Source organism: Alishewanella agri BL06 (assembly GCF_000272005.1).
In the GTDB taxonomy this organism is placed as follows: domain Bacteria; phylum Pseudomonadota; class Gammaproteobacteria; order Enterobacterales; family Alteromonadaceae; genus Alishewanella; species Alishewanella agri.
Map to the genome: position 1 here is coordinate 79,278 of NZ_AKKU01000026.1, position 22,503 is coordinate 101,780.

At 51.9% G+C, this 22,503-nt stretch carries 23 protein-coding genes and 1 pseudogene; 10 read left to right on the forward strand and 14 right to left on the reverse strand.

Annotated elements, in window-relative coordinates; genetic code table 11:
- The first annotated feature begins 28 nt into the window (after positions 1 to 28).
- Positions 29 to 832 carry an undecaprenyl-diphosphate phosphatase gene (locus tag AGRI_RS13950; protein WP_008985539.1) on the forward strand — a complete coding sequence of 268 codons (804 nt, stop codon included), beginning with the start codon at positions 29 to 31 and terminating at the stop codon, positions 830 to 832.
- Between the two features lie 159 nt (positions 833 to 991).
- Here the strand turns inward: AGRI_RS13950 and AGRI_RS13955 are convergent, their stop codons facing one another.
- Together AGRI_RS13955 and AGRI_RS13960 are read right to left on the reverse strand one after the other, a co-directional pair.
- Positions 992 to 2,179 carry an IS4 family transposase gene (locus AGRI_RS13955; RefSeq protein WP_083847149.1) on the reverse strand — a complete coding sequence of 396 codons (1,188 nt, stop codon included), beginning with the start codon at positions 2,177 to 2,179 and terminating at the stop codon, positions 992 to 994.
- 86 nt (positions 2,180 to 2,265) lie between these two features.
- On the reverse strand, positions 2,266 to 3,027 hold the full coding sequence (locus AGRI_RS13960) for an IS5 family transposase (RefSeq protein ID WP_008985541.1): 762 nt from the start codon (positions 3,025 to 3,027) through the stop codon (positions 2,266 to 2,268).
- 740 nt (positions 3,028 to 3,767) lie between these two features.
- Between AGRI_RS13960 and AGRI_RS13965 the strand changes: the two genes are divergently transcribed.
- Positions 3,768 to 4,178, forward strand: a complete 411-nt coding sequence (locus tag AGRI_RS13965; protein ID WP_008985542.1) for a DUF3703 domain-containing protein — start codon at positions 3,768 to 3,770, stop codon at positions 4,176 to 4,178.
- A 65-nt stretch (positions 4,179 to 4,243) separates the two neighbouring features.
- Here AGRI_RS13965 and AGRI_RS13970 read toward each other — a convergent pair whose 3' ends face one another.
- The 5 genes from AGRI_RS13970 to AGRI_RS13990 form a co-directional block, all read right to left on the reverse strand.
- Positions 4,244 to 7,366, reverse strand: coding sequence for an efflux RND transporter permease subunit (locus AGRI_RS13970; protein ID WP_008985543.1), 3,123 nt, complete (start codon positions 7,364 to 7,366; stop codon positions 4,244 to 4,246).
- Between the two features lie 9 nt (positions 7,367 to 7,375).
- The gene (locus tag AGRI_RS13975) at positions 7,376 to 8,395 is read right to left on the reverse strand and encodes an efflux RND transporter periplasmic adaptor subunit (RefSeq protein ID WP_008985544.1); all 1,020 of its coding nucleotides are present in this window, start codon (positions 8,393 to 8,395) and stop codon (positions 7,376 to 7,378) included.
- Positions 8,396 to 8,473: 78 nt separating this feature from the next.
- A complete protein-coding gene (locus tag AGRI_RS13980; protein WP_008985545.1) occupies positions 8,474 to 9,718 on the reverse strand; it encodes a TolC family protein in 1,245 nt (414 codons plus the stop codon).
- Between the two features lie 51 nt (positions 9,719 to 9,769).
- Positions 9,770 to 10,135, reverse strand: coding sequence for a hypothetical protein (locus tag AGRI_RS13985; RefSeq protein ID WP_008985546.1), 366 nt, complete (start codon positions 10,133 to 10,135; stop codon positions 9,770 to 9,772).
- A 42-nt stretch (positions 10,136 to 10,177) separates the two neighbouring features.
- Positions 10,178 to 11,083 carry a cation efflux transmembrane domain-containing protein gene (locus AGRI_RS13990; protein ID WP_008985547.1) on the reverse strand — a complete coding sequence of 302 codons (906 nt, stop codon included), beginning with the start codon at positions 11,081 to 11,083 and terminating at the stop codon, positions 10,178 to 10,180.
- 76 nt (positions 11,084 to 11,159) lie between these two features.
- On the opposite strand from AGRI_RS13990, the gene cadR (AGRI_RS13995) reads away from it, so the two are divergent.
- Both cadR (AGRI_RS13995) and AGRI_RS14000 read left to right on the forward strand, forming a co-directional pair.
- Positions 11,160 to 11,570 (forward strand): Cd(II)/Pb(II)-responsive transcriptional regulator, encoded by a 411-nt coding sequence (cadR, locus tag AGRI_RS13995; protein WP_008985548.1) that lies wholly within the window; start codon positions 11,160 to 11,162, stop codon positions 11,568 to 11,570.
- Between the two features lie 31 nt (positions 11,571 to 11,601).
- A pseudogene (locus AGRI_RS14000) lies at positions 11,602 to 12,014 on the forward strand (cation diffusion facilitator family transporter); the annotation flags it as partial.
- Positions 12,015 to 12,224: 210 nt separating this feature from the next.
- On the opposite strand, the gene AGRI_RS14005 reads toward AGRI_RS14000, so the two are convergent.
- Genes AGRI_RS14005 through merR form a run of 3 tightly spaced genes read right to left on the reverse strand, consistent with a single transcriptional unit; the run spans position 12,225 to position 14,501 of the window.
- Positions 12,225 to 13,514: an ISL3-like element ISPpu12 family transposase gene (locus AGRI_RS14005; RefSeq protein WP_004574636.1), complete on the reverse strand. Its 1,290-nt coding sequence runs from the start codon at positions 13,512 to 13,514 to the stop codon at positions 12,225 to 12,227.
- A 21-nt stretch (positions 13,515 to 13,535) separates the two neighbouring features.
- Complete coding sequence (lspA, locus tag AGRI_RS14010) at positions 13,536 to 14,009, reverse strand: signal peptidase II (protein ID WP_008985550.1); 474 nt, start codon at positions 14,007 to 14,009, stop codon at positions 13,536 to 13,538.
- A 36-nt stretch (positions 14,010 to 14,045) separates the two neighbouring features.
- Entirely contained in the window at positions 14,046 to 14,501 is a 456-nt protein-coding gene (merR, locus tag AGRI_RS14015) for an Hg(II)-responsive transcriptional regulator (protein WP_001166628.1), read from the reverse strand.
- 71 nt (positions 14,502 to 14,572) lie between these two features.
- On the opposite strand from merR, the gene merT reads away from it, so the two are divergent.
- The 5 genes from merT (at position 14,573) to merE (ending at position 17,742) form a co-directional block, all read left to right on the forward strand.
- On the forward strand, positions 14,573 to 14,938 hold the full coding sequence (merT, locus tag AGRI_RS14020) for a mercuric ion transporter MerT (RefSeq protein WP_008985551.1): 366 nt from the start codon (positions 14,573 to 14,575) through the stop codon (positions 14,936 to 14,938).
- Positions 14,939 to 14,951: 13 nt separating this feature from the next.
- On the forward strand, positions 14,952 to 15,230 hold the full coding sequence (merP, locus tag AGRI_RS14025) for a mercury resistance system periplasmic binding protein MerP (RefSeq protein ID WP_008950835.1): 279 nt from the start codon (positions 14,952 to 14,954) through the stop codon (positions 15,228 to 15,230).
- A 186-nt stretch (positions 15,231 to 15,416) separates the two neighbouring features.
- Entirely contained in the window at positions 15,417 to 17,126 is a 1,710-nt protein-coding gene (gene merA / locus AGRI_RS14030) for a mercury(II) reductase (protein ID WP_001157002.1), read from the forward strand.
- Between the two features lie 17 nt (positions 17,127 to 17,143).
- Entirely contained in the window at positions 17,144 to 17,509 is a 366-nt protein-coding gene (merD, locus tag AGRI_RS14035) for a mercury resistance co-regulator MerD (protein WP_001277463.1), read from the forward strand.
- Positions 17,506 to 17,742 carry a broad-spectrum mercury transporter MerE gene (merE, locus tag AGRI_RS14040; protein ID WP_001087807.1) on the forward strand — a complete coding sequence of 79 codons (237 nt, stop codon included), beginning with the start codon at positions 17,506 to 17,508 and terminating at the stop codon, positions 17,740 to 17,742. Before merD ends, merE begins: the two co-directional genes overlap by 4 nt.
- Here merE and AGRI_RS16815 read toward each other — a convergent pair.
- The 3 genes from AGRI_RS16815 to AGRI_RS14055 are packed head-to-tail and all read right to left on the reverse strand — an operon-like array spanning position 17,726 to position 19,337.
- Complete coding sequence (locus tag AGRI_RS16815) at positions 17,726 to 17,938, reverse strand: hypothetical protein (RefSeq protein WP_008985552.1); 213 nt, start codon at positions 17,936 to 17,938, stop codon at positions 17,726 to 17,728. The genes merE and AGRI_RS16815 overlap by 17 nt on opposite strands.
- Positions 17,925 to 18,437: a signal peptidase II gene (lspA, locus tag AGRI_RS14050; RefSeq protein ID WP_004813174.1), complete on the reverse strand. Its 513-nt coding sequence runs from the start codon at positions 18,435 to 18,437 to the stop codon at positions 17,925 to 17,927. Before lspA (AGRI_RS14050) ends, AGRI_RS16815 begins: the two co-directional genes overlap by 14 nt.
- A gap of 3 nt (positions 18,438 to 18,440) precedes the next feature.
- Entirely contained in the window at positions 18,441 to 19,337 is an 897-nt protein-coding gene (locus AGRI_RS14055) for a cation efflux transmembrane domain-containing protein (protein ID WP_008985553.1), read from the reverse strand.
- 95 nt (positions 19,338 to 19,432) lie between these two features.
- Here AGRI_RS14055 and cadR (AGRI_RS14060) point away from each other — a divergent pair, with 95 nt between their 5' ends.
- On the forward strand, positions 19,433 to 19,840 hold the full coding sequence (gene cadR / locus AGRI_RS14060) for a Cd(II)/Pb(II)-responsive transcriptional regulator (protein WP_001219640.1): 408 nt from the start codon (positions 19,433 to 19,435) through the stop codon (positions 19,838 to 19,840).
- 153 nt (positions 19,841 to 19,993) lie between these two features.
- Here the strand turns inward: cadR (AGRI_RS14060) and AGRI_RS14065 are convergent, their stop codons facing one another.
- The gene (locus AGRI_RS14065) at positions 19,994 to 22,318 is read right to left on the reverse strand and encodes a heavy metal translocating P-type ATPase (protein ID WP_082628927.1); all 2,325 of its coding nucleotides are present in this window, start codon (positions 22,316 to 22,318) and stop codon (positions 19,994 to 19,996) included.
- Positions 22,319 to 22,503 lie beyond the last annotated feature (185 nt).

Sequence of the window (22,503 nt, forward strand, 5' to 3'; positions counted from 1 at the left end):
TGCTGATAAAACGGAACTTTAACGCGATATGAGTGCACTTTACGCTATTTTTCTTGGCATTTTACAGGGTATTACCGAGTTTTTGCCGATTTCCAGCTCTGCCCACCTTATTCTGGCACCTTTGGTTACAGGCCAAGTCGATCAAGGGTTGGCATTTGATTTAGCTGTGCATATGGGCACCCTTTTGGCGGTGCTGCTGTACTTTCGCCGCGATGTGTTCAACTTAACAACAGATAGCCTGGCAGCACTTGCGCGGCGCCAACATGTCGGACAAAGCCCTCTGGCGCTTGCCGTTGTGCTGGGCACCATTCCGGCCTGCATCGCTGGTTTACTACTACTGGATTTAATTGATACCCACCTGCGCTCGGTGGCCGTTATTTTTGTTACTACCTTAGTATTTGGTATTCTGCTTGGTTTTGCCGATGTTACGGCTAAGGCTGAACGCGATTTGTCAACATTGACACTGAAAGACGCGCTGCTGGTGGGGTTAACGCAGGCCGTTTCTCTGATCCCCGGCACTTCACGCTCTGGTGCAACCATCACAGCAGGTTTGCTGCTGGGTTTAACCCGGCAAGCTGCGTCGCGCTTTTCATTCCTACTGGCGATACCTATCACCTTTTTAGCAGCCAGCGTTAAATTGCTGGAAGTAATTAGTACTGATGCCGCCAGTATTGATTGGCTGGTTTTTGCCATTGGCACCTTTACCGCTTTTATTACTGCACTTGCTGCCATTCACTTTTTCCTTGCTTGGCTAAATCGCTTTGGTATGTGGCCGTATGTGATTTATCGATTATTGTTGGCAGCGGCGATTTATTGGTTTTTAATGAGATAAGCTATGTAACAGCACCGATTTTCAATTTTATTACTGGTTAGTATTTTCAGGTGCTGTAACAGAGGCGAGGCATGCTGCCTTTGTTGATCGTTTAGTCAGATAATTACGGTTACAATAGGGTGGGTTCCCTGAGGGATCCCCACAAATTGCTCCCCCATATTATCCACACTCTATCAGATCGTCCGGTGTCCAGCACCACTGAGCTATCCACTGCAAAATTTGCTTTAGCCCTTGCTGATAATATCGCCTACTTATATTAAGCTTTTGCTCTTTACAGAGCAGTATCCCAAGGGAACAAAGAGCGAGCACTCGTCTATGCTTAACGGTATTAGCCTGATATCGTCGTTGTAAGCCAGCCTTCTCACCCGCACTGCCAAGCAGGTAATGAAACCAGTTAGCCAGGGCTGCCAAGAGCAGTAAGATCTCCAAGCGTGATTTCTTGCGAGTACCATGTAGATCGCTACCTAACCCGTAACGGTGACTTTTTTGATCCCGGAAGCTTTCTTCTATCTGCATTCGGCAGCTATAGCATTTGGCAATTTTCTCGGCATATCCATGACTTTCTGGTAAAGAGGAAACTAATAGCCAAGGCTCTTTGTATTGCCTGTTTTTATCTCTTTTCAATAACTTGTAACCTTTTCCAACCAAAACAGCTTGTGTTTCATAGCTCTGAGATTGGGTGAGTAAGATGTTGCCGACATGCTTGGGCTTGGCTTTGGCCTTACGATAAAATTGGTTAACAGTGATAAACTCTTCCTGCTCTGTCACTTTCAGCTTCACATTCCCTCTGACTCTGGCGACATAATGCCAGCCGAATTCGCGTACTTGTTTTAACCAAGGCACTTTAAATCCGGCGTCTGTCACGATAATTGGCTTGCAGCCTTCTGGTAACATAGCTTTAAGTTGCTCTAAGAATGCCTGATGCAAACGGGGGCTGGTGTACTCTTCTTCAGCAGCGATTTTTTGCAACAACGTTAATGCTCTGCCGTCCGCAGCAATACTCGCTCGTAAAATAAAGTGACGCTTGGCGGTATCCGCATTACTCCAATCGACTAAAATCGTTGGATGGGAATAGGGGGTTACAACAGAAGCAGTCAACGCGGCATAAATCAACGGTAGCTCTCGTTGCAGATTGGCATTATTGAGTAATCTGTTGGCTCGCTTGATGCTGATTTTGTCTGAGGGCCCTGGCATAGCGCGACCAATTGCTGTAACGGTGCAACGAGCGTCTTTAGCAAGAGCAGTAACCGCATCTAACAAGACAGAAAATCTGGCTTTATGCATGGTTTTTGGGGTGACAAATCGGAGGAAATCAGCGAGCATAGTTTTAACATTCATGGCGAGCATCCGCGGTGTGGGATTTTTGGCGAATGATCAGATCGGGAACCGCCATGAATGTTCCCTAGGGCCTGTTGATCTTTGCTGCTCATAATTCAGTCAACCCACATTGGCCGCCATATGAGACAGCATGCCAAGGCCAGTGTACTTGCATAATTTCGCGCCAACTTATCATAGCGTGTTGCTACTGAGCGGTAATGTTTTAACCGCGCAAACACGTTCTCTACTAAATGACGATATTTGTACAAACACCAATCAATATCGCCATTTCCAATTTTTGAATTACGTTTACGCGGTATCGTCGGGACGCCATTTTTCGCTCGGATGTGCTCCCTGACTTTCTCACTGTCATAGCCCCGGTCTGCGATAACATGCTCGGCATCAGGCAGTTGTTCAAGTAGCTCTATAGCCGCTTTGCTGTCGTGAACTTCACCGCCTGTCACGATAAAATCTACAGGCAAGCCAGAACTATCCACTGCCATATGGATTTTCGTCGTGTTGCCACCACGACTTTTACCAATCGCTTCTTTATCTTCTGAGCAGGCACCCGTCGCATGCTGATGCACTTTAACGATGCTGCCGTCTATAAATTCCCATTCCAAATCAGCCAGTTGCCTAAGCTCTGTAAACAGCTGCATTAGTATGCCTTTTTTAGACCACAAGTTAAAACGCCGGTAGATGGTACTCCAATCTCCAAAAGCTTGTGGCACATCACGCCAAGGGCAACCGACCCGCATCCGATACAAAATGCCTTCAAAAGTATTTCGATGTTCCGGTTTGTCATAAACGCGGCCTGTTTTAAGCATCAATCTGATTAGCTTTGACCAGCACTCGTCTGTTAACATTGTCCTTGGCATGGTGGGTTGTCATGGTTAGTTTTTGGCGAAAGTAATTGTACCAGCCCATCATGCTGTCTAATAATCCATCTCGAAAGATCAACAAGCCCTAATCACCTAAATTTTTATTTTAACTACAAAATTTCTGGGGATACCTCAGGTAGTGTCAATCCTTGCTGCTACGCGGTGCTGTAATGACAACTAAATCACTGTTTTAGCTAAATTAGTACTATGAGCAGTGCGGTCAGGCTTGCAACCTGCCGCACGGCTTACCACAGCGAAATGTTAGTCCGCCATTTTTGCTGACTTGCAGCTCATTTCAGCATTGCAACACGACGCTACTGACGCTGCCGGCGAGCTGGGCACCTGTTCTCCTGAGATACCCTGAAATTCCCTCCTGAAAATACACTGCTATGTGCTTGAACTTACTTTAGTCACTATCTGCTGTTCAGCAGCGCTCAGAGCTTATCTGTGTTGCAGAAGTGTAAAGTTTAGCTAAAGTAGTGACAGTAGTATCGAAATTAACTATGTTAGTGACAAGGTATGCACTTTGTCGCAGATCCAGCTAAAAATCTGCACTTTAATGCACATTAAAGTGCAGAATAGAATCTATGTCTTATCATTATCTAATGTATGTAGTCTCTAAAGAGTACACTTAAGTTAAGCTTTAATTTAATAATCAGTGATATGCTTCGCGTCTCTTATTTAGCGATCGAGGATTGCTCTTTTCTTTCGCAGACTCATTATCTTAGTGATAGTAAATGAATAAAAAAATTAAACATGAGTACCAAATCAGTATGCGCTCAGCCATGGAGGCTGAACAAGTCAATGATTTAGACAATGCGTTTAAGTCTCTTGAAAGAGCGCATATTTTAGGGCAGAGATATTTTATACCGCACATAGCGACGCACTGGCAGATGTTACGAATTGGGCTTAAACGCAATGATAATCGCGAGGTTATTGGTCAGATCGTCCGTTTGATAGCAACGGTTCCGGGTTTTATATTTGGTTGGGTTCCAAGGGGAAATCCTGGAGGCGCGAATATCTCTGCTTTAAAGCCAGTGCCCTTGCCAGCTGACTTGCAACCCTTGCTAGCTGACAGCCCCATTTGGCGGGACGTCTTAATACGCCTGACTATTTACGCGGTTATCGTTTTAATCGTATTAGCATAAACACCCATACTATTGCCAAAACGTTCTTCGCTGCAGCCCAATGCTGCAGCGAAGCAGGTTAATGATTATTCCGTTTGCTGTTTGCGGTTATCGTTTTTGTGCACCCAATGATATAACACGGGCAATACCAACAATGTCAGCAAGGTTGACGAAATAATACCGCCAATCACCACTGTCGCCAGCGGGCGCTGCACTTCAGCACCGGTGCCAATATTAATCGCCATCGGCACAAAACCGAGGCTCGCGACCAAAGCGGTCATTAGCACAGGGCGCAACCGGGTAAGCGCGCCTTCCGTTATCGCTAACAGCAAGTCACCTTTCTCACGCCAGAGATCGCGAATAAAGCTCAGCATCACCAGACCGTTCAACACCGCTACGCCTGATAAGGCGATAAAGCCAATGCCAGCAGAGATTGATAAAGGCATACCCCTCAAATACAAGGCCAACACACCACCGGTGAGCGCCAACGGCACACCGCTGAAGATAATCAACGCATCTTTAAATGACGCAAAAGCCATCACCAGAATACCTAAAATCAGCAGCAACGTAACAGGCACCACAATGCTAAGGCGCTGACTGGCGGACTCCAGCTGCTCAAAAGTACCACCATAGTCCAGCCAGTAACCGGCTGGTAATGTAACGTCACGGTTGATTTGGGCCTTTACCTCTTCTACAAAACTACCAAGGTCTCGCCCGCGCACATTCGCGGTTACCACTACCCGGCGTTTGCCATTTTCACGACTAATTTGCGCCGGCGCAGGCGACACATCTAAGGTAGCCACTTCCTGTAACGGTACAAAGTCCCCATTTGGTAATGGCACCGGCAACACCGCCAGTTTGTCCAGATCGCGACGCAGGGTTTCCGGCAAGCGCACAATCAGCTCAAAGCGTCTGTCACCTTCATACAGAATACCGGCCGACGTACCTCCAATTGCCGCTGATACCCAGTCCTGTAGTTCAACCACATTTAAGCCGTAACGGGCAAGCGCAGTTCGGTTGGGGATCACCGACAAGGTTGGCAAACCAGTGACTTGTTCCACTTTAGTATCCGCAGCACCTTGCACCTTGTTGACGGCTTGCAGAATTTGATTAGCGCTTGTAACCAGCTGATCTAAATCATCACCAAATACCTTAATACCCAGATCTGCTCGTACACCGGAAATCAGTTCATTAAAACGCATCTGAATAGGTTGGGTAAATTCATAGTTATTGCCCGGCAATGTCGCCAAAGCAGCTTCCATTTCAGTGACCAATTGGGCTTTGGTTTTATCCGGATTGGGCCATTCACTGCGCGGTTTTAATATCACAAAGTTGTCAGCCACATTGGGTGGCATCGGATCGGTCGCCACTTCTGCGGTACCAATTCTGGCAAACACTTTATCAACCTCAGCAAAGGTTTTGATCTTCTGCTCCAGAATTTCCTGCATTGCAACGGCTTGTTCTAAGCCGGTGCCCGGAATACGCATGGCATGTAAAGCGATATCGCCCTCATCAAGCTGAGGCACAAACTCTGCCCCCAACGTGGTCGCCAACCACAGACACACACCAACCAGAGCACTGGCCAAACCAATCACCAGCCAGCGAAATTTGAGTGCCAGCGCTAATAGCGGTGCGTACAGGGTTTTAGCGCCTCTTATGACCGCACTTTCTTTTTCACTGATTTTACCATTTAAGAACACCGCCACAGCGGCAGGCACAATGGTCAGCGACAACACCATAGCGGATAACAGGGCCATCACCACAGTCGCTGCCATAGGATGAAACATTTTACCTTCGACACCGGTCAGCGAAAAAATAGGAATATACACGATAGTAATAATGGCCACACCGAACAAACTGGGCCGGATAACCTCTGCAGTTGCCAGATACACCGTATTTAAGCGCTCTTTTAGCGGTTGGATACGGCCGTTGTGCTGTGCCTGCGCCAGGCGGCGAACCGCATTCTCGACAATAATCACCGTACCATCAACAATTAAGCCAAAATCCAGCGCACCCAGGCTCATCAGGTTGGCAGAAACGCCGGCTTGTACCATGCCGGTAATGGTCATCAGCATTGATAGCGGGATCACCGCCGCAGTGATTAACGCCGCCCGCAGGTTGCCCAGCAGGATAAACAACACTACGATCACCAGTAATGCGCCTTCCAGCAGGTTTTTACTGACGGTTGCAATGGCTTTATCCACTAAGGTGGTGCGATCATATACGGCTTCAGCAATAATACCCTCTGGCAGAGAGCTTTTGATCTGCTCCAGCTTTTGCGCGACATCGCGTGCCACTGTGCGTGAGTTTTCACCAATTAACATCATGGCTGTACCCAGCACAGCTTCTTTACCATCCTGGGTTGCCGCACCGGTTCGCAGCTCTTTGCCAATGGCAACATCGGCAACGTCACTCAGCTTTACCGGTATGGTGTCGTATTGCGTAATAATGACATTAGCAATGTCATCCAGAGAGGTTAACTGACCGGGCGAGCGTACCAGCAGTTGCATGCCCTCACGTTCAATATAACCGGCACCCCGGTTGTCATTGTTGGCTTGCAGGGCCAGTTCAACATCCTTAATACTCAGGCCATAATTAAGCAGTTTCAGTGGGTCGGGTAACACATGGTATTGCTTGTTGTAGCCACCAATGCTGTTTACTTCCACCACACCTTTAACCTGTGCCAGCTGAGGTTTTATTATCCAGTCCTGGATTTCCCGCAGTGCCATGGCATCGTAAGGTGAACCATTTTGTTGCAGCGCGCCCGGCTTGGCCTGCACCGTATACATAAAGATTTCACCAAGACCGGTTGAAATAGGGCCCATTTCAGGCTCTATGCCCTCGGGCAACATATCCTTGATAGCGCTTAACCGGGTGTTGATTAAATTGCGGGCAAAGTAGATGTCCGTGCCTTCTTCAAACACCACCGTTACCTGTGACAAGCCATAGCGTGACAATGAGCGGGTATAACTTAAATTGGGTAAGCCATACAGGGCAGTTTCTACCGGATAGGTAATACGCTGCTCTGCTTCAAGTGGCGAATAACCTGGCGCCGCCGTGTTTATTTGCACCTGAACGTTAGTAATATCCGGCACTGCATCAATCGGTAACTGTTGGTAGCTCCAGCTACCAATGGCAATAATCAACAGTGTCAGCGTTAAAAATAGATACCGCCTCGCAATAGCCAGGCGCAACATGGATTCAATCATAGTGCCCCCTTAATGATCATGCTCGGCTTCAGATTTTTCAATATCCGCTTTTAACAGATAGCTATTTGTCGTGACATACCACTGGCCGGGCTTTAAACCGGCAATCACTTCGACATAATCCATGTCGCTACGGCCAAGCTGCAATGGGGTAAAGACATATTCGCTATTGTTTTTTACGAAGACTCCGCTTTTATTGTCCAGTATTTGAATGGCCGATTTTTTAACGGCAAGCTCAACGTTGAATTCACCGCTTATCACAGCACCTTCGATCAATTGCCCGGACGACAGTTTACCGTCACGGTTATCCAGCTTAACTCTGGCCAGTTGATAGGGCTGGGTTAATGATGGGATGATATGCGCAATTACGCCGTTAATCTCAGTGTCAGCGGCCATAATGACCACTTTTTGTCCTGTCGCGACAGCATCTTGTTGTGACGGGTACAGGCGAAAATCTGCCCACAGGCCGCCAAAATCAGCAATGCTAAACAGCGTCTGCTGCTGTGCGACTTCACCAACATTGGCGCTGCGCTGAATAATAACGCCGTCAATTGGCGCTTTAATGGTATAGGTATTTAAGCTCTCATTTGACTCGACAACGGCCAGTACATCGCCTGCTTTTACGCTGTCACCCAGCGAGAATTTCACCGAGGTAAGAATACCGGGAAAACGGGCATTAACATGGCTGATGCGGTTTGGATCAGCGCTAAGCTTGCCATAAACAACCTGATGTTGGCGTAATCGCTGGCTGTCAGCACGGTCTGTGACAATATTAACTGCCGTAGCCATATCATCACTAATGCGGCTGCTTAGGGTTTCGTTGTGTTCATGCTCGTCGTTTTCGTCGTGCCCTTCATGCTCATTGTGTTCTTCATGTTTTTTGTGCTCTTCATTTTTCTTAGTGTCAGATTGCGGCTTTACCGCTTGTTCTTTGGCATGGACGTGAGCTTGTTCTTGCTCATTGGCGGCCATTACATGCATCGGCATCAGCCAGGCTGCAATAAACATTGCCAGTGTTACATGTGGTTTCATAATGCTATCTTCCTGTATGTTCTGTTTGCCACGTCGCACAGTTAATGAAGTGCGGCAGCGGGGCAATAATCTTGTCAGTTACTGCGTTACCGGCTCGGCGGTAAGCTGTTCAATCGTCGCCTGGCTCAATAGCACCGCAGTGGCGGTTTCCAGTAAGTGTCTTTTTGCCTGCAACAATTCTTGCTGGGCATTAAGCCAATCCTGATAATTTGAGCGCCCGCGCTGGTATGCATCACGCGTAAGATCCAGCGCTTGTTCCAGGTTGGGGATCACGTACTGCGCCAACTGTTGGTGACTGGTAATAAATTGCTGTCGTTGCGAGTACGCATCAAACAAGCGTTCATGCAGGATCAGTAAGCTATCCTGCTGTCGATACTCGACATTGTTTCGCTCTGCCAGCGCAGCTTCGATGGCTGCACTATTGCGACGTTCAGCAAATAACGGCACTGAGATACCAAAGGTAAGGCCTGTATCATCACTGGCCTGATAGCGTCTTACCCCTACCTGCCAACTCAGATCGGCGCGATTCTGGCTTTGTGCCAGTCGCACTTCAGCGTCTTTTAACCGACGTTCAGAGGCAAAAATGGTTAACGCCGGCGATTGTTGCAGCCGCTGATACAGCTCAGCAAAAGGGCGGCTTTGGCCAAAAGCAAACAAGTTACCTGCCACAACGTTAAAGTTGGCGCTGGTATCACCCCAAAAACGTGCTATGGCTATTTTTTGCCGCTCAATGCGCTGCAACAGGGCGTCCCGCCCGATCTGAACCTGCGCCAGTTGCGCCTTTGCCCGCATGATTTCAGCATCTGACAAGGCACCGCTGGCAGCACGTTTTTCAGCGCTTTGCAGCAGGGCTTCTGAGAGCGCTACGGCCTCTTCTGTCAGTGTCAATTCCTGCTGGCTGGCCAATAGATTAATATAATTGCGGGTAAGCTCTGCCAGCACATCCAGGGTTTGCGCCTGTTGCTGCCATTCAAGAGTATTGAGCCTGGCGTCTACTACCGCAGCGCGCCATTGAGCTTTATTATCCAGCTCTATCACGGAAGATAAGGCGATTGTCAGCTCAGCACCGGCCAGCCCTCTGGCCTCTCCGGTGCCCGCAACATTCTCAAGCTCTACACCGAGTTGATAACCGGGTTTAAGGCTTTGCAAATCACGCTCTGCAAACAGACGCTGTTGCGTAAATTTAAACTGATGCAGCTGAGGGTTGTGTTGCAGCGTTTTATCTATTGCCTGTTGTAATGTCAGTGCTTGCGGCTCTGCACGTAGCGGAAGCGCGCAAAATACCGCCGCCAGTATTGCTGGCAGCATTAGTGTCATACGCATGGGTATGCTCCTGAAAGTTAATCGTTAATAAAAAAAGATAAACAAGCAGGATCAGATATTTGGCGGCGGCACCGGTGGGCGATAGCTAATGAGGTTTAACCCTGGTTGGGTAGCGGCTATAACACTGTCACGGAAGTTAAGCAGTTCCATGCCCTGAAAAAAAGCGATATAGCAGGTCACATGAGCATGATTACTGTGTTCGTCGGCATCATGCTCAGAGTTATGTGCAACGTTATGTGCAGTGACTTGCTCACTGCTTACGTCGAAAAGGGTATCTGAGTGGCAGTGTTCATGTTGCAGGTCAGTGTAGGCATGGGCATGATCAGGCAAATGCATAACTAACGCATCACAGGCCATCACGGCATGATTCAGCATAATCAGCAACAGTAATAATAAGCCTGATGTACGACCTAACATAAATCCCTCAGTAAGTTAGCGCTATGGTAGCGCTATTGCGACTTACGCTTTTAGCTGTAAAATCCTGCGCGCACCATTGAGTACAACTAATCCAATGATGAACCCTATTACCAGATCCGGATAGCGTGACCCGGTCCAGGTGACTAATAATCCGGCCAAAATCACCCCAGCATTTACGATAACGTCATTTGCAGAGAAAATCCAACTGGCTTTCATATGCACGCCGCTTTCTTTTTGTTGATGAATTAACGAAAGACAGATCACATTAGCAACCAAAGCAATAGCGCCCATAATTAACATCAACGTCGACACTGGCTCGTTACCAAACAGGTAGCGCCGTATCACCTCACTGATCACCCCAAAAGCTAAAATTAATTGCAGCCAGCCGGCAAGCTGTGCGGCGTTTAATTGAACCTTGCTACTACGCCCGACTGCGTATAGCGCAACCCCGTATACCGCTGCATCGGCAAACATATCCAAAGAGTCGGCTATTAACCCGGTTGATTGAGCCAGCCAACCGGTCACAAACTCTACTGCAAACATCACCGCGTTAATGCCCAGCAACCATTTTAAAATTAACTCCTCACGCAGCGAACCTGATGCTGTGGATTGTCTGGCCTGCGTTACCTCTTCGGGTTTCACCGGCCCGGTCTTTGTCAGCGATGCGCCCAGCCCTAAGCTGTGCATTTTTGTTGTAATTTCATTGGCATTCACCGTGTGAAAAACGCGAACCTGCCTTTGTCGGATATCAAACTGTAACAGAACACCGGGCTCAACTGTTTCCAGCGCCATACGGATCAAACGCTCTTCGGCAGGGCAGTCCATTTTAGGCACCCTAAATTCACTAAGGTAGGCATATTTTGCATGCTTATCAGGTGCATCAACGGCGCTATTTTCACTGTTGCCCGTTTCGCTACACTTATCATTGGAACAGCATTTTGCATTCATAACCGATAAACCTTGGGTTGATATGAAACCTAGTTTAAACTCTGTAGTTACTATAGAGTCAATAGGCAGTATCGAGATGATCAAGATTGGAGAGCTGGCAAAAATCTCTGGCTGTTCTGTGGAAACCATCCGTCACTATGAAAAGGAGCAGCTTCTTGCGGCGAAATTACGTAGCGATGGTAATTTCCGCCTCTACGATCACGCTGATATCGAGCGGTTGCTATTTATTAAACACTGCCGGAGTTTAGATCTGAGTTTGGCAGAAATTCGTCAGTTACTGAGTTTGAATGACTCGCCAATGTCGCAGTGTGATGATGTTAATCAGATGATTGAACAGCATATCGAGCAGGTAGAACGTCGCATAGCGGATTTAACGCAGCTTAATAAACAACTAAAGGCTTTACGTCTTAGCTGCAACTCGAAGCGCACGGTAGAGCACTGTGGTATTTTAAAACAATTGAATGAAGCCGTTAGTCAAACCAACTAAGTTGTTATCAGCAATAAATAGGTGAGTCTTAATGCACCAGCACAACCATTCATATATCAAAGACGACAGCGACAACCGGATCGCTATGGCTTTTTTCTTAATGTGGGTTTTACCCTAATTGAGTTTATCGGCGGTTGGTTAACCAACAGCACAGCAATTATGGCAGATGCAGTGCATGACCTGGGTGATAGCTTATCTATTGGCAGTGCATGGCTGTTGCACCGGCTTGGCCGAAAGTCTGCAAACCGACAATTTACTTACGGCTACCGCAGATTGTCATTGTTTGGCGCCTTAATTAACGGCTTGGTATTGATTGCCGGATCGGTTTGGGTACTGACTGAGGCAATACCGCGGCTGGCTAACCCGGTAATGCCAGTGACAGAGGAAATGCTGGCTTTAGCTGTGCTGGGTGTTGCAGTCAATGGCTTTGCCGCTTACCGCTTGAGCAAAGAAGGATTTCTGAGGTGTCTTCGAAGTTAGGAGTTCCGATTGATTTGTTGGCTGGTGATGATTTTGCTCGCTTCGTCTTAAGGTATGCACCCGAAATGTTATTCAGACTAGAAAGAAATGGGCAGTGACCTTTATCTAAAATTTTAGGGTATACGGATTTGATGGTTGATGGGGCACCTTCACCCCATCAATCTGATACCACCCTCAGATGGTTGATAGATCGACTCCGTAGTTGAGTTCCTCTGCGAAGTCCGGCAGTCCGTAACCGATGGTTTTCTTGTAGAAAGGAGAGACCTTCGCAGTCGGTGCCTTCTTCTTGTGCTTCGTGGTGTAGAGCATTCGTGCCCGCATCACCTCGAAGGAGTAACCGCGCCCTTCACGGTTCTTGTCCTTGGCCAGTCGGTTGATGGACTCCGTGTAAGCGTTGGTGACGGGCATGTCCGTCTCGAAGTAGGTCATGGTCTCTTCGCGCCAGTTTCCCACTGCCCTGACCAGATCGCTCCAGACTTCCTTTTGGCCCTTCGGGATGGTGGCTATCCACTCGTCCAGGGCGGCTTCTGCCTGGAGCCGTGTGGTGGCGTCCCAGATGCCGTAGAAGCGCTCCTTGTGCTCGTAGGCGGCCAGCAGTTGCGGGAACGCGCCTGTCCAGGTCTCCATGATGAGGCGCTCCCGGTCTGAGACTTCGTGAGCGCGTTTCAGCAGGATTTTCCGGTCTCCCTTGAGAGTCCGGCTCTGGGACGGTTTCAGCTCCTTTCTGAGGCCCTTGCGCACTCTCTCTAGGGCATCGTTGGCCATGCGCACCACATGGAACTTATCGACCACGATACGGGCCTGGGGCAGCACAGCCTTGACCGCTGCCCGGTAGGGGTTCCACATGTCCATGCTGACGATCTCGACCTTCTGCCGGTCTTTCAGCTTCATCAGGTAGTTGGTCACCACGTCCTGGCGGCGGGTGGCCAGCAGGTCGAGCAGGGTTCGCTCCTCAATGTTGGTCAGAATGCAGCGGTAGCGCTTGTTCAGGTATAGCTCGTCAATGCCCAGGATGCGGGGCGTCTCGAAGCGGTGCCAGCGCCCCAGGAACTCGGCGCGGGCGTTGAAGATGTCGCGCACCGTCTTCTCGTCCAGGCCGGTCTGTGCCGCCACAAAGGTGTAGGGGTGGTTGAAGGATTCCTTCTCCACGTACTCATGCAGCCGCAGTGTCATACGGAATCCGTCCACCATCTCCGGTAGCTGGGGCCTGAATGTTGTCTTGCAGGCCCGGCAGGTGTATCGGCGGCGGACCACCCAGAGAGTGACCCGCTTGCCGTGGATGGGCAGATCACGATAGGGAACGTCACGCTTGCCGAACCGTACGAACTCACCCTGCACGCCGCATTCCTCGCAGGCGATGGGATCGGGCACGTCCACCTGGAAGTGCATTTCGTCGTCGGTTGATTTGCAGCCCAGTACTTGGTATTGCGGCAGGTGAAGGATGTTGTCGGGAAGTTCGGTCATGGTGTTGTATAGGCGTAGGTGTCAGTCAGATCCATCCGGCTCGGCATTGGTGTTTGCTTTTTTACCCAACAAGCTGCTGGAAACGAAAAGTAAGGCACCGAGGACAATTGCAATATCAGCCAGGTTGAAGGCCGGCCAATGCCAGTCTCGCCAATAGAAATCAAAGGAATCCACAACATAGCCGCGAAAGACCCGGTCAATCAGGTTGCCCATGGCGCCACCGAGGATAAGACTGTAAGCGATGGCTTCTCCTTTATGACGATTTTCAAGGATCAGCTTGATCAGAAAAATCGAGACCACTACCGCGATTCCGATAAAAAAGTAGCGCTGCCAGCCTCCACCATTCGCAAAAAGACTGAATGCGGCACCGGTGTTCCATAGGTGCACCCAGTTAAAGAACGGGGTCACCGAAACATACTCGCCATAGGCCATTGATTGCTGCACCAGCCACTTTACAGCCTGATCAGACGCTGCCAGCAGGCCCGATATGGACAATAGGGGGTCGTCTCAGAATTCGGAAAATAAAGCACGCTAAGGCGTAGTCACCCCGTGACTCCCCCGCGCCGATGCAGCGAGCTTCGTTCCGTCTTGCAGTGACGCAATCAGCGGGCAGGAAACGTTCCCTTTCCGCGCATGGCAGGCGCACACCAGTTCAGACAGCACGGCCTCCATGCGTGCCAAGTCGGCCATCTTCTCGCGCACATCCTTGAGCTTGTGCTCGGCCAGGCCGCTGGCTTCCTCGCAATGGGTGCCATCCTCCAGCCGCAGTAGCTCGGCGATTTCGTCCAGGCTAAAGCCCAGCCGCTGGGCCGATTTCACGAACCGCACTCGTGTTACATCCGCCTCGCCATAGCGGCGAATGCTGCCATAGGGCTTGTCTGGCTCCGGCAGCAGGCCCTTGCGCTGGTAGAACCGGATGGTCTCCACATTGACCCCGGCCGCCTTGGCAAAAACGCCAATGGTCAGATTCTCAAAATTAATTTGCATATCGCTTGACTCCGTACATAACTACGGAAGTAAGCTTAAGCTATCCAAACCAAATTTGAAAGGACAAGCGTATGTCTGAACCACAAAAGTCTGAACCACAAAACGGGCGCGGCGCGCTCTTCGCCGGTGGGCTGGCCGCCATTCTTGCGTCGGCCTGCTGCCTGGGGCCGCTGGTTTTGATCGCCTTGGGATTCAGCGGCGCTTGGATGAGTAACTTGGCGGCATTGGAACCTTACCGCCCCATCTTTCTCGGTGCGGCATTGATAGCAATGTTCTTTGCCTACCGCCGCATCTTCCGGACTACGCAAGCATGCGAGCCTGGCGATGTATGCGCTGCCCCACAAGCCAAGACGTCGTACAAAGTCATCTTTTGGATTGTGGCTGCGCTAGTTGTCGTTGCACTAACGTTCCCGTATGTAATGCCCCTGTTCTACTAATTGAGGAAAAATCATGAAAAAACTGCTTACCGCTCTTGCCCTTGCCGCTACCTTCGCTGTCCCTGCCTGGGCCGCCACGCAGACGGTCACGTTGTCCGTTCCCGGAATGTCCTGCGCGACTTGCCCGATCACCGTCAAAATGGCGATTTCCAGGATTGAAGGCGTTGATAAAGTTGACGTTACCTTCGAACCACGCGAAGCGGTTGTCACCTTCGATGATACCAAGACCAGTGTGCATGAGTTGATCAAGGCGACGACGGACGTGGGCTACCCTTCTGAACTGAAGAAATAAGGCATCAAATGACGGCGGCGTCGCCAGAGCCAGATAGAGATGTTGTTCTGGCGATTCTACTGTCAGTCATTCCGTGCACAACCTGTAAATGACGTACGGAGCCTGTTCGCTGATGCGAAAAACTGATCCAGTTACCGAGGCGTTGTACGAGTCGGCTTGGGCATAACGGATGAAAGAGAGAGCAAAATGCAAGAATTAAACGAAGTTGGTCTGAGCGTGGCGGGCATGACTTGCCCAAGTTGCACAAAGCACGTTGAGGACGCGCTGCTGGCGGTTCCCGGCGTGATACGAGCGTCTGTCGATTATCCGGCGAACAGGGCGCAGGTCACGGGCAATAGGCTTGACGTATCGGCACTCGTGACGGCAGTGGGGGCACTTGGTTATCGTGCTAAGCCTGCAGACGAAGTGGAAAGCAAAAGGCGCAGTGCTGAACGGCCAGGACTTCTTGGCAGAGCCGCCCAGTGGCTGAGCGGTGACCGCGCGGTGGAGGAGCTGGCCGGTCAGTTACATGTGGCGGTTATCGGTAGCGGCGGAGCCGCTGTGGCGGCTGCGCTCAAAGCGGCGGAAAACGGTGCCCGGGTCACGCTGATCGAGCGCGGGACTATCGGCGGCACCTGCGTCAACGTGGGTTGCGTTCCCTCCAAGATCATGATTCGGGCAGCCCATATCGCTCATCTGCGCCGTGAAAGTCCTTTTGACGTGGGGCTCACTGCGACGCCGCCTGTTGTCTCGCGTGACCGTTTGCTTGTCCAGCAACAGGCGCGCGTGGACGAGCTGCGAATTGCCAAATATGAAAGCATCCTCGAAAGCAATCCGTCAATCAATCTGGTACGAGGCAGCGCCCGTTTCAAGGATGGCCACACGCTTATCGTGGAAGCTGCAGAAGGGGACTGGCACGAAGTGGCGTTTGACCGCTGTCTCATTGCTACCGGCGCGAGCGCAGCCATTCCGCCGTTGCCTGGTCTTGCAGAAACCCCCTATTGGACTTCCACCGAAGCGCTGGTTAGCGAGACCATTCCGAAACGGCTCGCAGTAATCGGTGCCTCAGTAGTAGCGCTGGAACTGGCGCAGGCGTTTGCACGGCTGGGCAGCGAAGTCACGATCCTGGCGCGGCGCACGTTGTTTGCGAGCGAGGACCCTGCCATTGGCGAGGCCGTTACAGCCGCGTTCCGTGCCGAAGGGATCAAGGTATTGGAACACACGCAAGCCAGCCAGGTCGCGCATGTTGACGGCGAATTCGTGCTGACCACCGGGTACGGTGAAATACGCGCCGACCAGCTGCTGGTCGCCACTGGCAGGGCACCGAACACGCGCAGCCTGGCATTGGAAGCGGCGGGAGTCGCTGCCAATGCGCAGGGGGCCATCGTCATCGACAAGGGCATGCGCACCAGTACGCCACACATTTATGCGGCTGGCGACTGCACCGACCAGCCTCAGTTCGTCTATGTGGCGGCAGCGGCCGGCACCCGTGCTGCGATCAACATGACTGGCGGCGATGCGGCCCTGGACCTGACCGCAATGCCGGCCGTGGTGTTCACCGACCCGCAGGTCGCCACCGTGGGCTACAGCGAGGCGGAAGCACATCACGACGGGATCGAGACCGACAGTCGCACCTTGACCTTGGACAACGTGCCGCGTGCGCTTGCCAACTTCGACACACGCGGCTTCATCAAGCTGGTCATCGAGGAAGGTAGCGGACGGCTCATCGGCGTGCAAGCGGTGGCCCCGGAAGCGGGTGAACTGATCCAGACGGCGGTGCTCGCCATTCGCAACCGTATGACCGTGCAGGAACTGGCCGACCAATTGTTCCCCTACCTGACCATGGTCGAAGGGCTGAAGCTCGCGGCGCAGACCTTCAGCAAGGACGTGAAGCAGCTTTCGTGCTGCGCCGGATGAGGAAAAGGAGGTGTTCAATGAGCGCCTACACAGTGTCCCGGCTGGCCCTTGATGCCGGGGTGAGCGTGCATATCGTGCGCGACTACCTGCTGCGCGGATTGCTACGGCCGGTCGCGTGCACCACGGGCGGCTACGGCTTGTTCGATGACACCGCGTTGCAACGGCTGCGCTTTGTACGGGCTGCCTTCGAAGCGGGTATCGGCCTGGACGCACTGGCGCGGCTGTGCCGGGCGCTGGATGCTGCGGACGGTGACGGTGCGTCTGCGCAGCTTGCCGTGTTGCGGCAACTCGTCGAGCGTCGGCGCGAGGCCCTGGCCAGCCTCGAAATGCAACTGGCCGCCATGCCAACCGAACCGGCACAGCACGCGGAGAGTCTGCCATGAACAGCCCAGAGCACTTGCCGTCTGAGACGCACAAACCGATCACCGGCTACTTGTGGGGCGCGCTGGCCGTGCTCACCTGTCCCTGCCATTTGCCGATTCTCGCCATTGTGCTAGCCGGCACGACGGCCGGCGCGTTCATCGGGGAGCACTGGGGTATTGCAGCCCTCACGCTGACCGGCTTGTTTGTCCTGTCTGTGACGCGGCTGCTGCGGGCCTTCAAGGGAAGATCATGACCGCTTCCCAGCCAGCCGAGAGTGGGCAGCTTTGAGCTTCGCTACCAATCTGGAGGAGTACCACCATGAACGCAAACGCCCCGAACACTGCCAGTTGCACCACCTGCTGCGTATGCTGCAAAGAAATTCCGCTCGATGCCGCCTTCACCCCGGAAGGCGCGGAATTGTAGTAGGCGTAGGTGTCAGTCAGATCCATCCGACTCGGCATTGGTGTTTGCTTTTTTACCCAACAAGCTGCTGGAAACTAAAAGTAAGGCACCGAGGACAATTGCAATATCAGCCAGGTTGAAGGCCGGCCAATGCCAGTCTCGCCAATAGAAATCAAAGGAATCCACAACATAGCCGCGAAAGACCCGGTCAATCAGGTTGCCCATGGCGCCACCGAGGATAAGACTGTAAGCGATGGCTTCTCCTTTATGACGATTTTCAAGGATCAGCTTGATCAGAAAAATCGAGACCACTACCGCGATTCCGATAAAAAAGTAGCGCTGCCAGCCTCCACCATTCGCAAAAAGACTGAATGCGGCACCGGTATTCCATACGTGTACCCAGTTAAAGAATGAGGTCACTGAAATAGACTCGCCATATGCCATTGATTGTTGCACCAGCCATTTTACGGCCTGATCAGACGCTGCCAGCAGGCCGGAGATGGACAACAGAGCGTACGGTGACAGATGTTTGCCAAAAATGGACATTGCTTAATCCTTGAGCGCCAGAATGCGTCTAGCACCGTTAAGTACAATTACCCCCGCGATGGTGCCGATAATCAGATCCGGATAATTGGACCCGGTCCACGCGACCAGAGCGCCGGCGGTGATGACCCCCAGGTTGATCACCACGTCGTTGGCCGAGAATATCCAGCTTGCCTTCATGTGCGCCCCGCCCTCCCGATGTTTGGATATGAGCAGCAGACAACTGGTATTGGCAATCAATGCGACGAATGCGATAGCCATCATCACCAGCGATTCAGGCTCACTACCGAATACAAAGCGTCTCACCACCTCTATGAGTACGCCCACAGCCAAGATCAGTTGCAGTACACCAGCAAGATGCGCGGCACGTACCTGCATTTTCACGCTATGTCCAACCGCATAAAGGGCAAGCCCGTACACCGCCGCATCGGCAAAATTGTCCAGGGATTCTCCAATCAGGCCGGTGGACCGGGCGATCAGACCGGCAGTCATTTCCACCACGAACAGAAGTGCATTGATGCCGAGCAACCAGCGCAGGGTCCCGGATTCTTGCTTAGCAGAAGCTGCCGAAAACTCGGCGGCCTTGATGGTCTCCGGATTTGCAGCGACGGTTTCCTGAAGCGAGGCGCCTAGCCCCAAGGTCTTCAGTTTCGAGGTGACGGGCTCGACCTCACCGTCATGCACGACCTTCAACCGGCGGTTCGACAAGTCGAAGGACAGCGCCCGAATCTCCTCAAAGCCGTTCAGGGCTAGGCGAATCATTCGTTCTTCTGATGGACAGTCCATCTTCGGCACGGCATAAACACTGACCCATTCCCCCGACGCATCGGAGGAGGCCTGCATATCGGTATCCGCCGCAGGCCTTGCATGGTCGCCACAGGGGCCTCCGCAGTTTTTACTCATGATATGACTCCACTTGAATATGATCGGGTTTTCATTTAAAACTATATAGTCGCTATAAGGTCAATAGCGTAGAGAATCCGTTGCGGAGGAACCCGATGCGTATTGGTCAGTTGGCACAGTCAGTAGGGGTAGATACACAGACGATCCGCTTCTACGAACGGCAGGGCTTGTTGCCGCCGCCTGGTCGGCAGGAGAACGGTTACCGTGTCTATACCGAGAAACACGTTGAGCGGCTGGCCTTTATTCGTCGCTGCCGCATCCTGGATCTGTCACTGGCAGAAATTCACGAACTAAAGCGCTATCAGGACGACCCTCATCAGTCCTGTACCGCTGTCAACGCCTTGCTCGATGATCACATCTCTCATGTGCGGTCGCAGATAACCGCTCTGCAAGCGCTTGAGAAACAACTCGTTTCACTAAGAGCGCGTTGCAACGATGACCGGGAAGTTAAGGCGTGTGGGGTTCTTGCTGGAATTAGCGAAGGAAACATGCACCAGCAGTAGGTGAAGCATCAACCAGATAATCCGATGAGATGCCGGTCTGTCTCACTCTCATGCAAAGGTAAGATCAACCATTTAATCCCCTTACCCGAAAAACCGAAGAAAAATGGCGAGTAGAGACTCGCCATTTTCCGCTACCCCCTCGACGTATCCAGCTTAAACCGAACCACGAAGCCGCAGCGAGTTGAATACAACGGACGCTGAACTCAGACTCATCGCCAGGGCTGCAAACATGGGTGATAGAAGCAACCCGGCAAACGGGTACAGGACGCCAGCAGCCAGTGGAACGCCTAACGCATTATAAATGAACGCAAAACCAAGGTTCTGCTTCATATTGAGAACAGTCTTGTTTGACAGGTCCCGGGCAATCGAGATACCCCGCAGGTCTCCTTTTACCAAGGTGATTTGCGCACTGTTCATCGCTACGTCCGTCCCGGTTCCCATAGCGATACCGACATTCGCCTTGGCCAGTGCCGGGGCATCGTTGATGCCGTCGCCCGCCATCGCAACGATGCAACCTTCTGATTGAAGCTTATCAACCAGATTCAGCTTGTCGGCCGGTTTCACTTCGCCATGAACTTCGTCTATGCCTAGTTGTTCGGCGACCGCTTTTGCCGTTGAAATACCGTCACCAGTAGCCATGATGACCCTGATTCCCGCGGCCTTGAGCGCCTGTACCGCTTCAGGGGTGCTCTGTTTGATGGGGTCGGAAACGGCGAGTAGGCCGACCAGTGTGCCGTCAACCGCCAGGTACATCACACTCGCACCCTTTATCCTCCATCCCTCAGCGGTGGCAGCCAGGCCATCAACATTGACGTTATCCTGCTGCATGAACGCAGTGTTGCCCAACAGCAGTATTTTGCCTTCAACCTTGCCCCGTACGCCTATGCCGCTACCCGAGTCAAAGTCGTCCACTGGGCTGAGCACCAAATTACGTTCGCGCGCAGCGCTGACAATAGCGTCAGCCAAAGGATGCTCGCTGCCTTGATCGAGGCTGGCAGCCAGGCGCAAGATTTCATCGGCGTCCAACTCGCCAGCGGAAACAGCCTGATCGAATGCGGGTCGGCCTTCTGTCAAGGTGCCGGTCTTGTCTACGATGAGCGTATCGACTTTGCGCAGATTTTCTATTGCTGCTGCATCACGAAACAGAACACCCTGGGTTGCGCCTCGTCCGGTAGCAACCATGACTGACATGGGCGTTGCGAGCCCCAACGCACAAGGGCAAGCGATGATCAGAACAGCGACCGCATTGATCAGGCCATAGACCCAGCTTGGCTGCGGGCCGAACATGCCCCACACGACCAAGGTGAGGATGGCGATGGCTACCACCGCCATGACAAAGTAACCCGCCACCAAATCAGCCATCCGTTGCATCGGCGCCCGAGAGCGTTGGGCCTGAGCCACCAACTGGACAATTTGTGACAACACAGTGGCCGAGCCGACTTTCTCCGCCCGGATCACAAGTGCACCAGAGGTGTTCATCGTTGCCCCTATGACCTTGTCACCCGGGCGCTTGCTGATGGGTAACGATTCACCAGTCAACATGGATTCATCGAGAGAACTTGCACCCTCTTCAACAATGCCATCGACAGGAACTTTCTCACCGGGACGTACGCGTAAACGATCACCTTCATGCACATGCGTCAGCGGTACATCTTCTTCTGTTCCGTCAGCATTGATACGGCGGGCCGTCTTGGGCGCCAGACCGAGCAATGACCGGACGGCAGCGGATGTCTGGGAACGCGCGCGAAGCTCCAGCACCTGACCAAACAGCGTAAGGGAAATGATCACCACTGCGGCTTCGAAATAAACCGCCACACGCCCCATGGACATGAATGTTTCCGGAAATATACCGGGAGCTACGGTTGCCAGCGAGCTGTAGACGAAGGCGGCACCGGTACCCAAGCCGATGAGCGTCCACATGTTGGGACTGCGGTTGACCACTGATTGCCAACCCCGTACGAAGAACGGCTGTCCGGCCCACAGCACCACGGGAAGCGACAGTACAAGCTCTATCCACGTTTGCGTCGCCATCTCGAACCAGCCAAGCTGTGGCCCAAACATGGCAAGCACCGTGACAATGACGGTAAAAGGCAATGTCCACCAGAATCGCCTGGAAAAATCGTCCAGCTCGGGATTGTCATCTTCCAGACTGGGCATCAGGGGTTCAAGTGCCATGCCGCATTTAGGGCAGGTTCCGGGGTTGTCCTGACGTATTTCCGGATGCATCGGGCACGTATAAATTGTGCCTTTGACCGCTTCCGAGGGAGGTGGCGGGGTTGGTGAAAGAAACTTCTCAGGGTCATGCTGGAATCTATTCATGCATTTGGTGCTGCAGAAGTAGTAAGTTTTACCCGCATGCTCAACATGCTGGGCAGAGTCTGCCGTTACACCCATGCCGCAGACCGGGTCTGTAAGCCCTGAGCCCGTGTGGGAGGGTGTATGGTGATGACAATGAGACTCAGAATTATCGTGACCCATGGATAAGCACCTTTTCAAATAAGCAGGCAGTTTGCGCCGCGTTTTTTGCGGCTTCTTAAAGGAGGAGATTACATGAATCATGATACCATAAACTTATTAGTTAAAGATGACCAGGCTGCTCCCGCAAGCATTACATTTTAGTCATGTTATGCGAACAACGCTTTTCTCACCGATATAACCTAGCT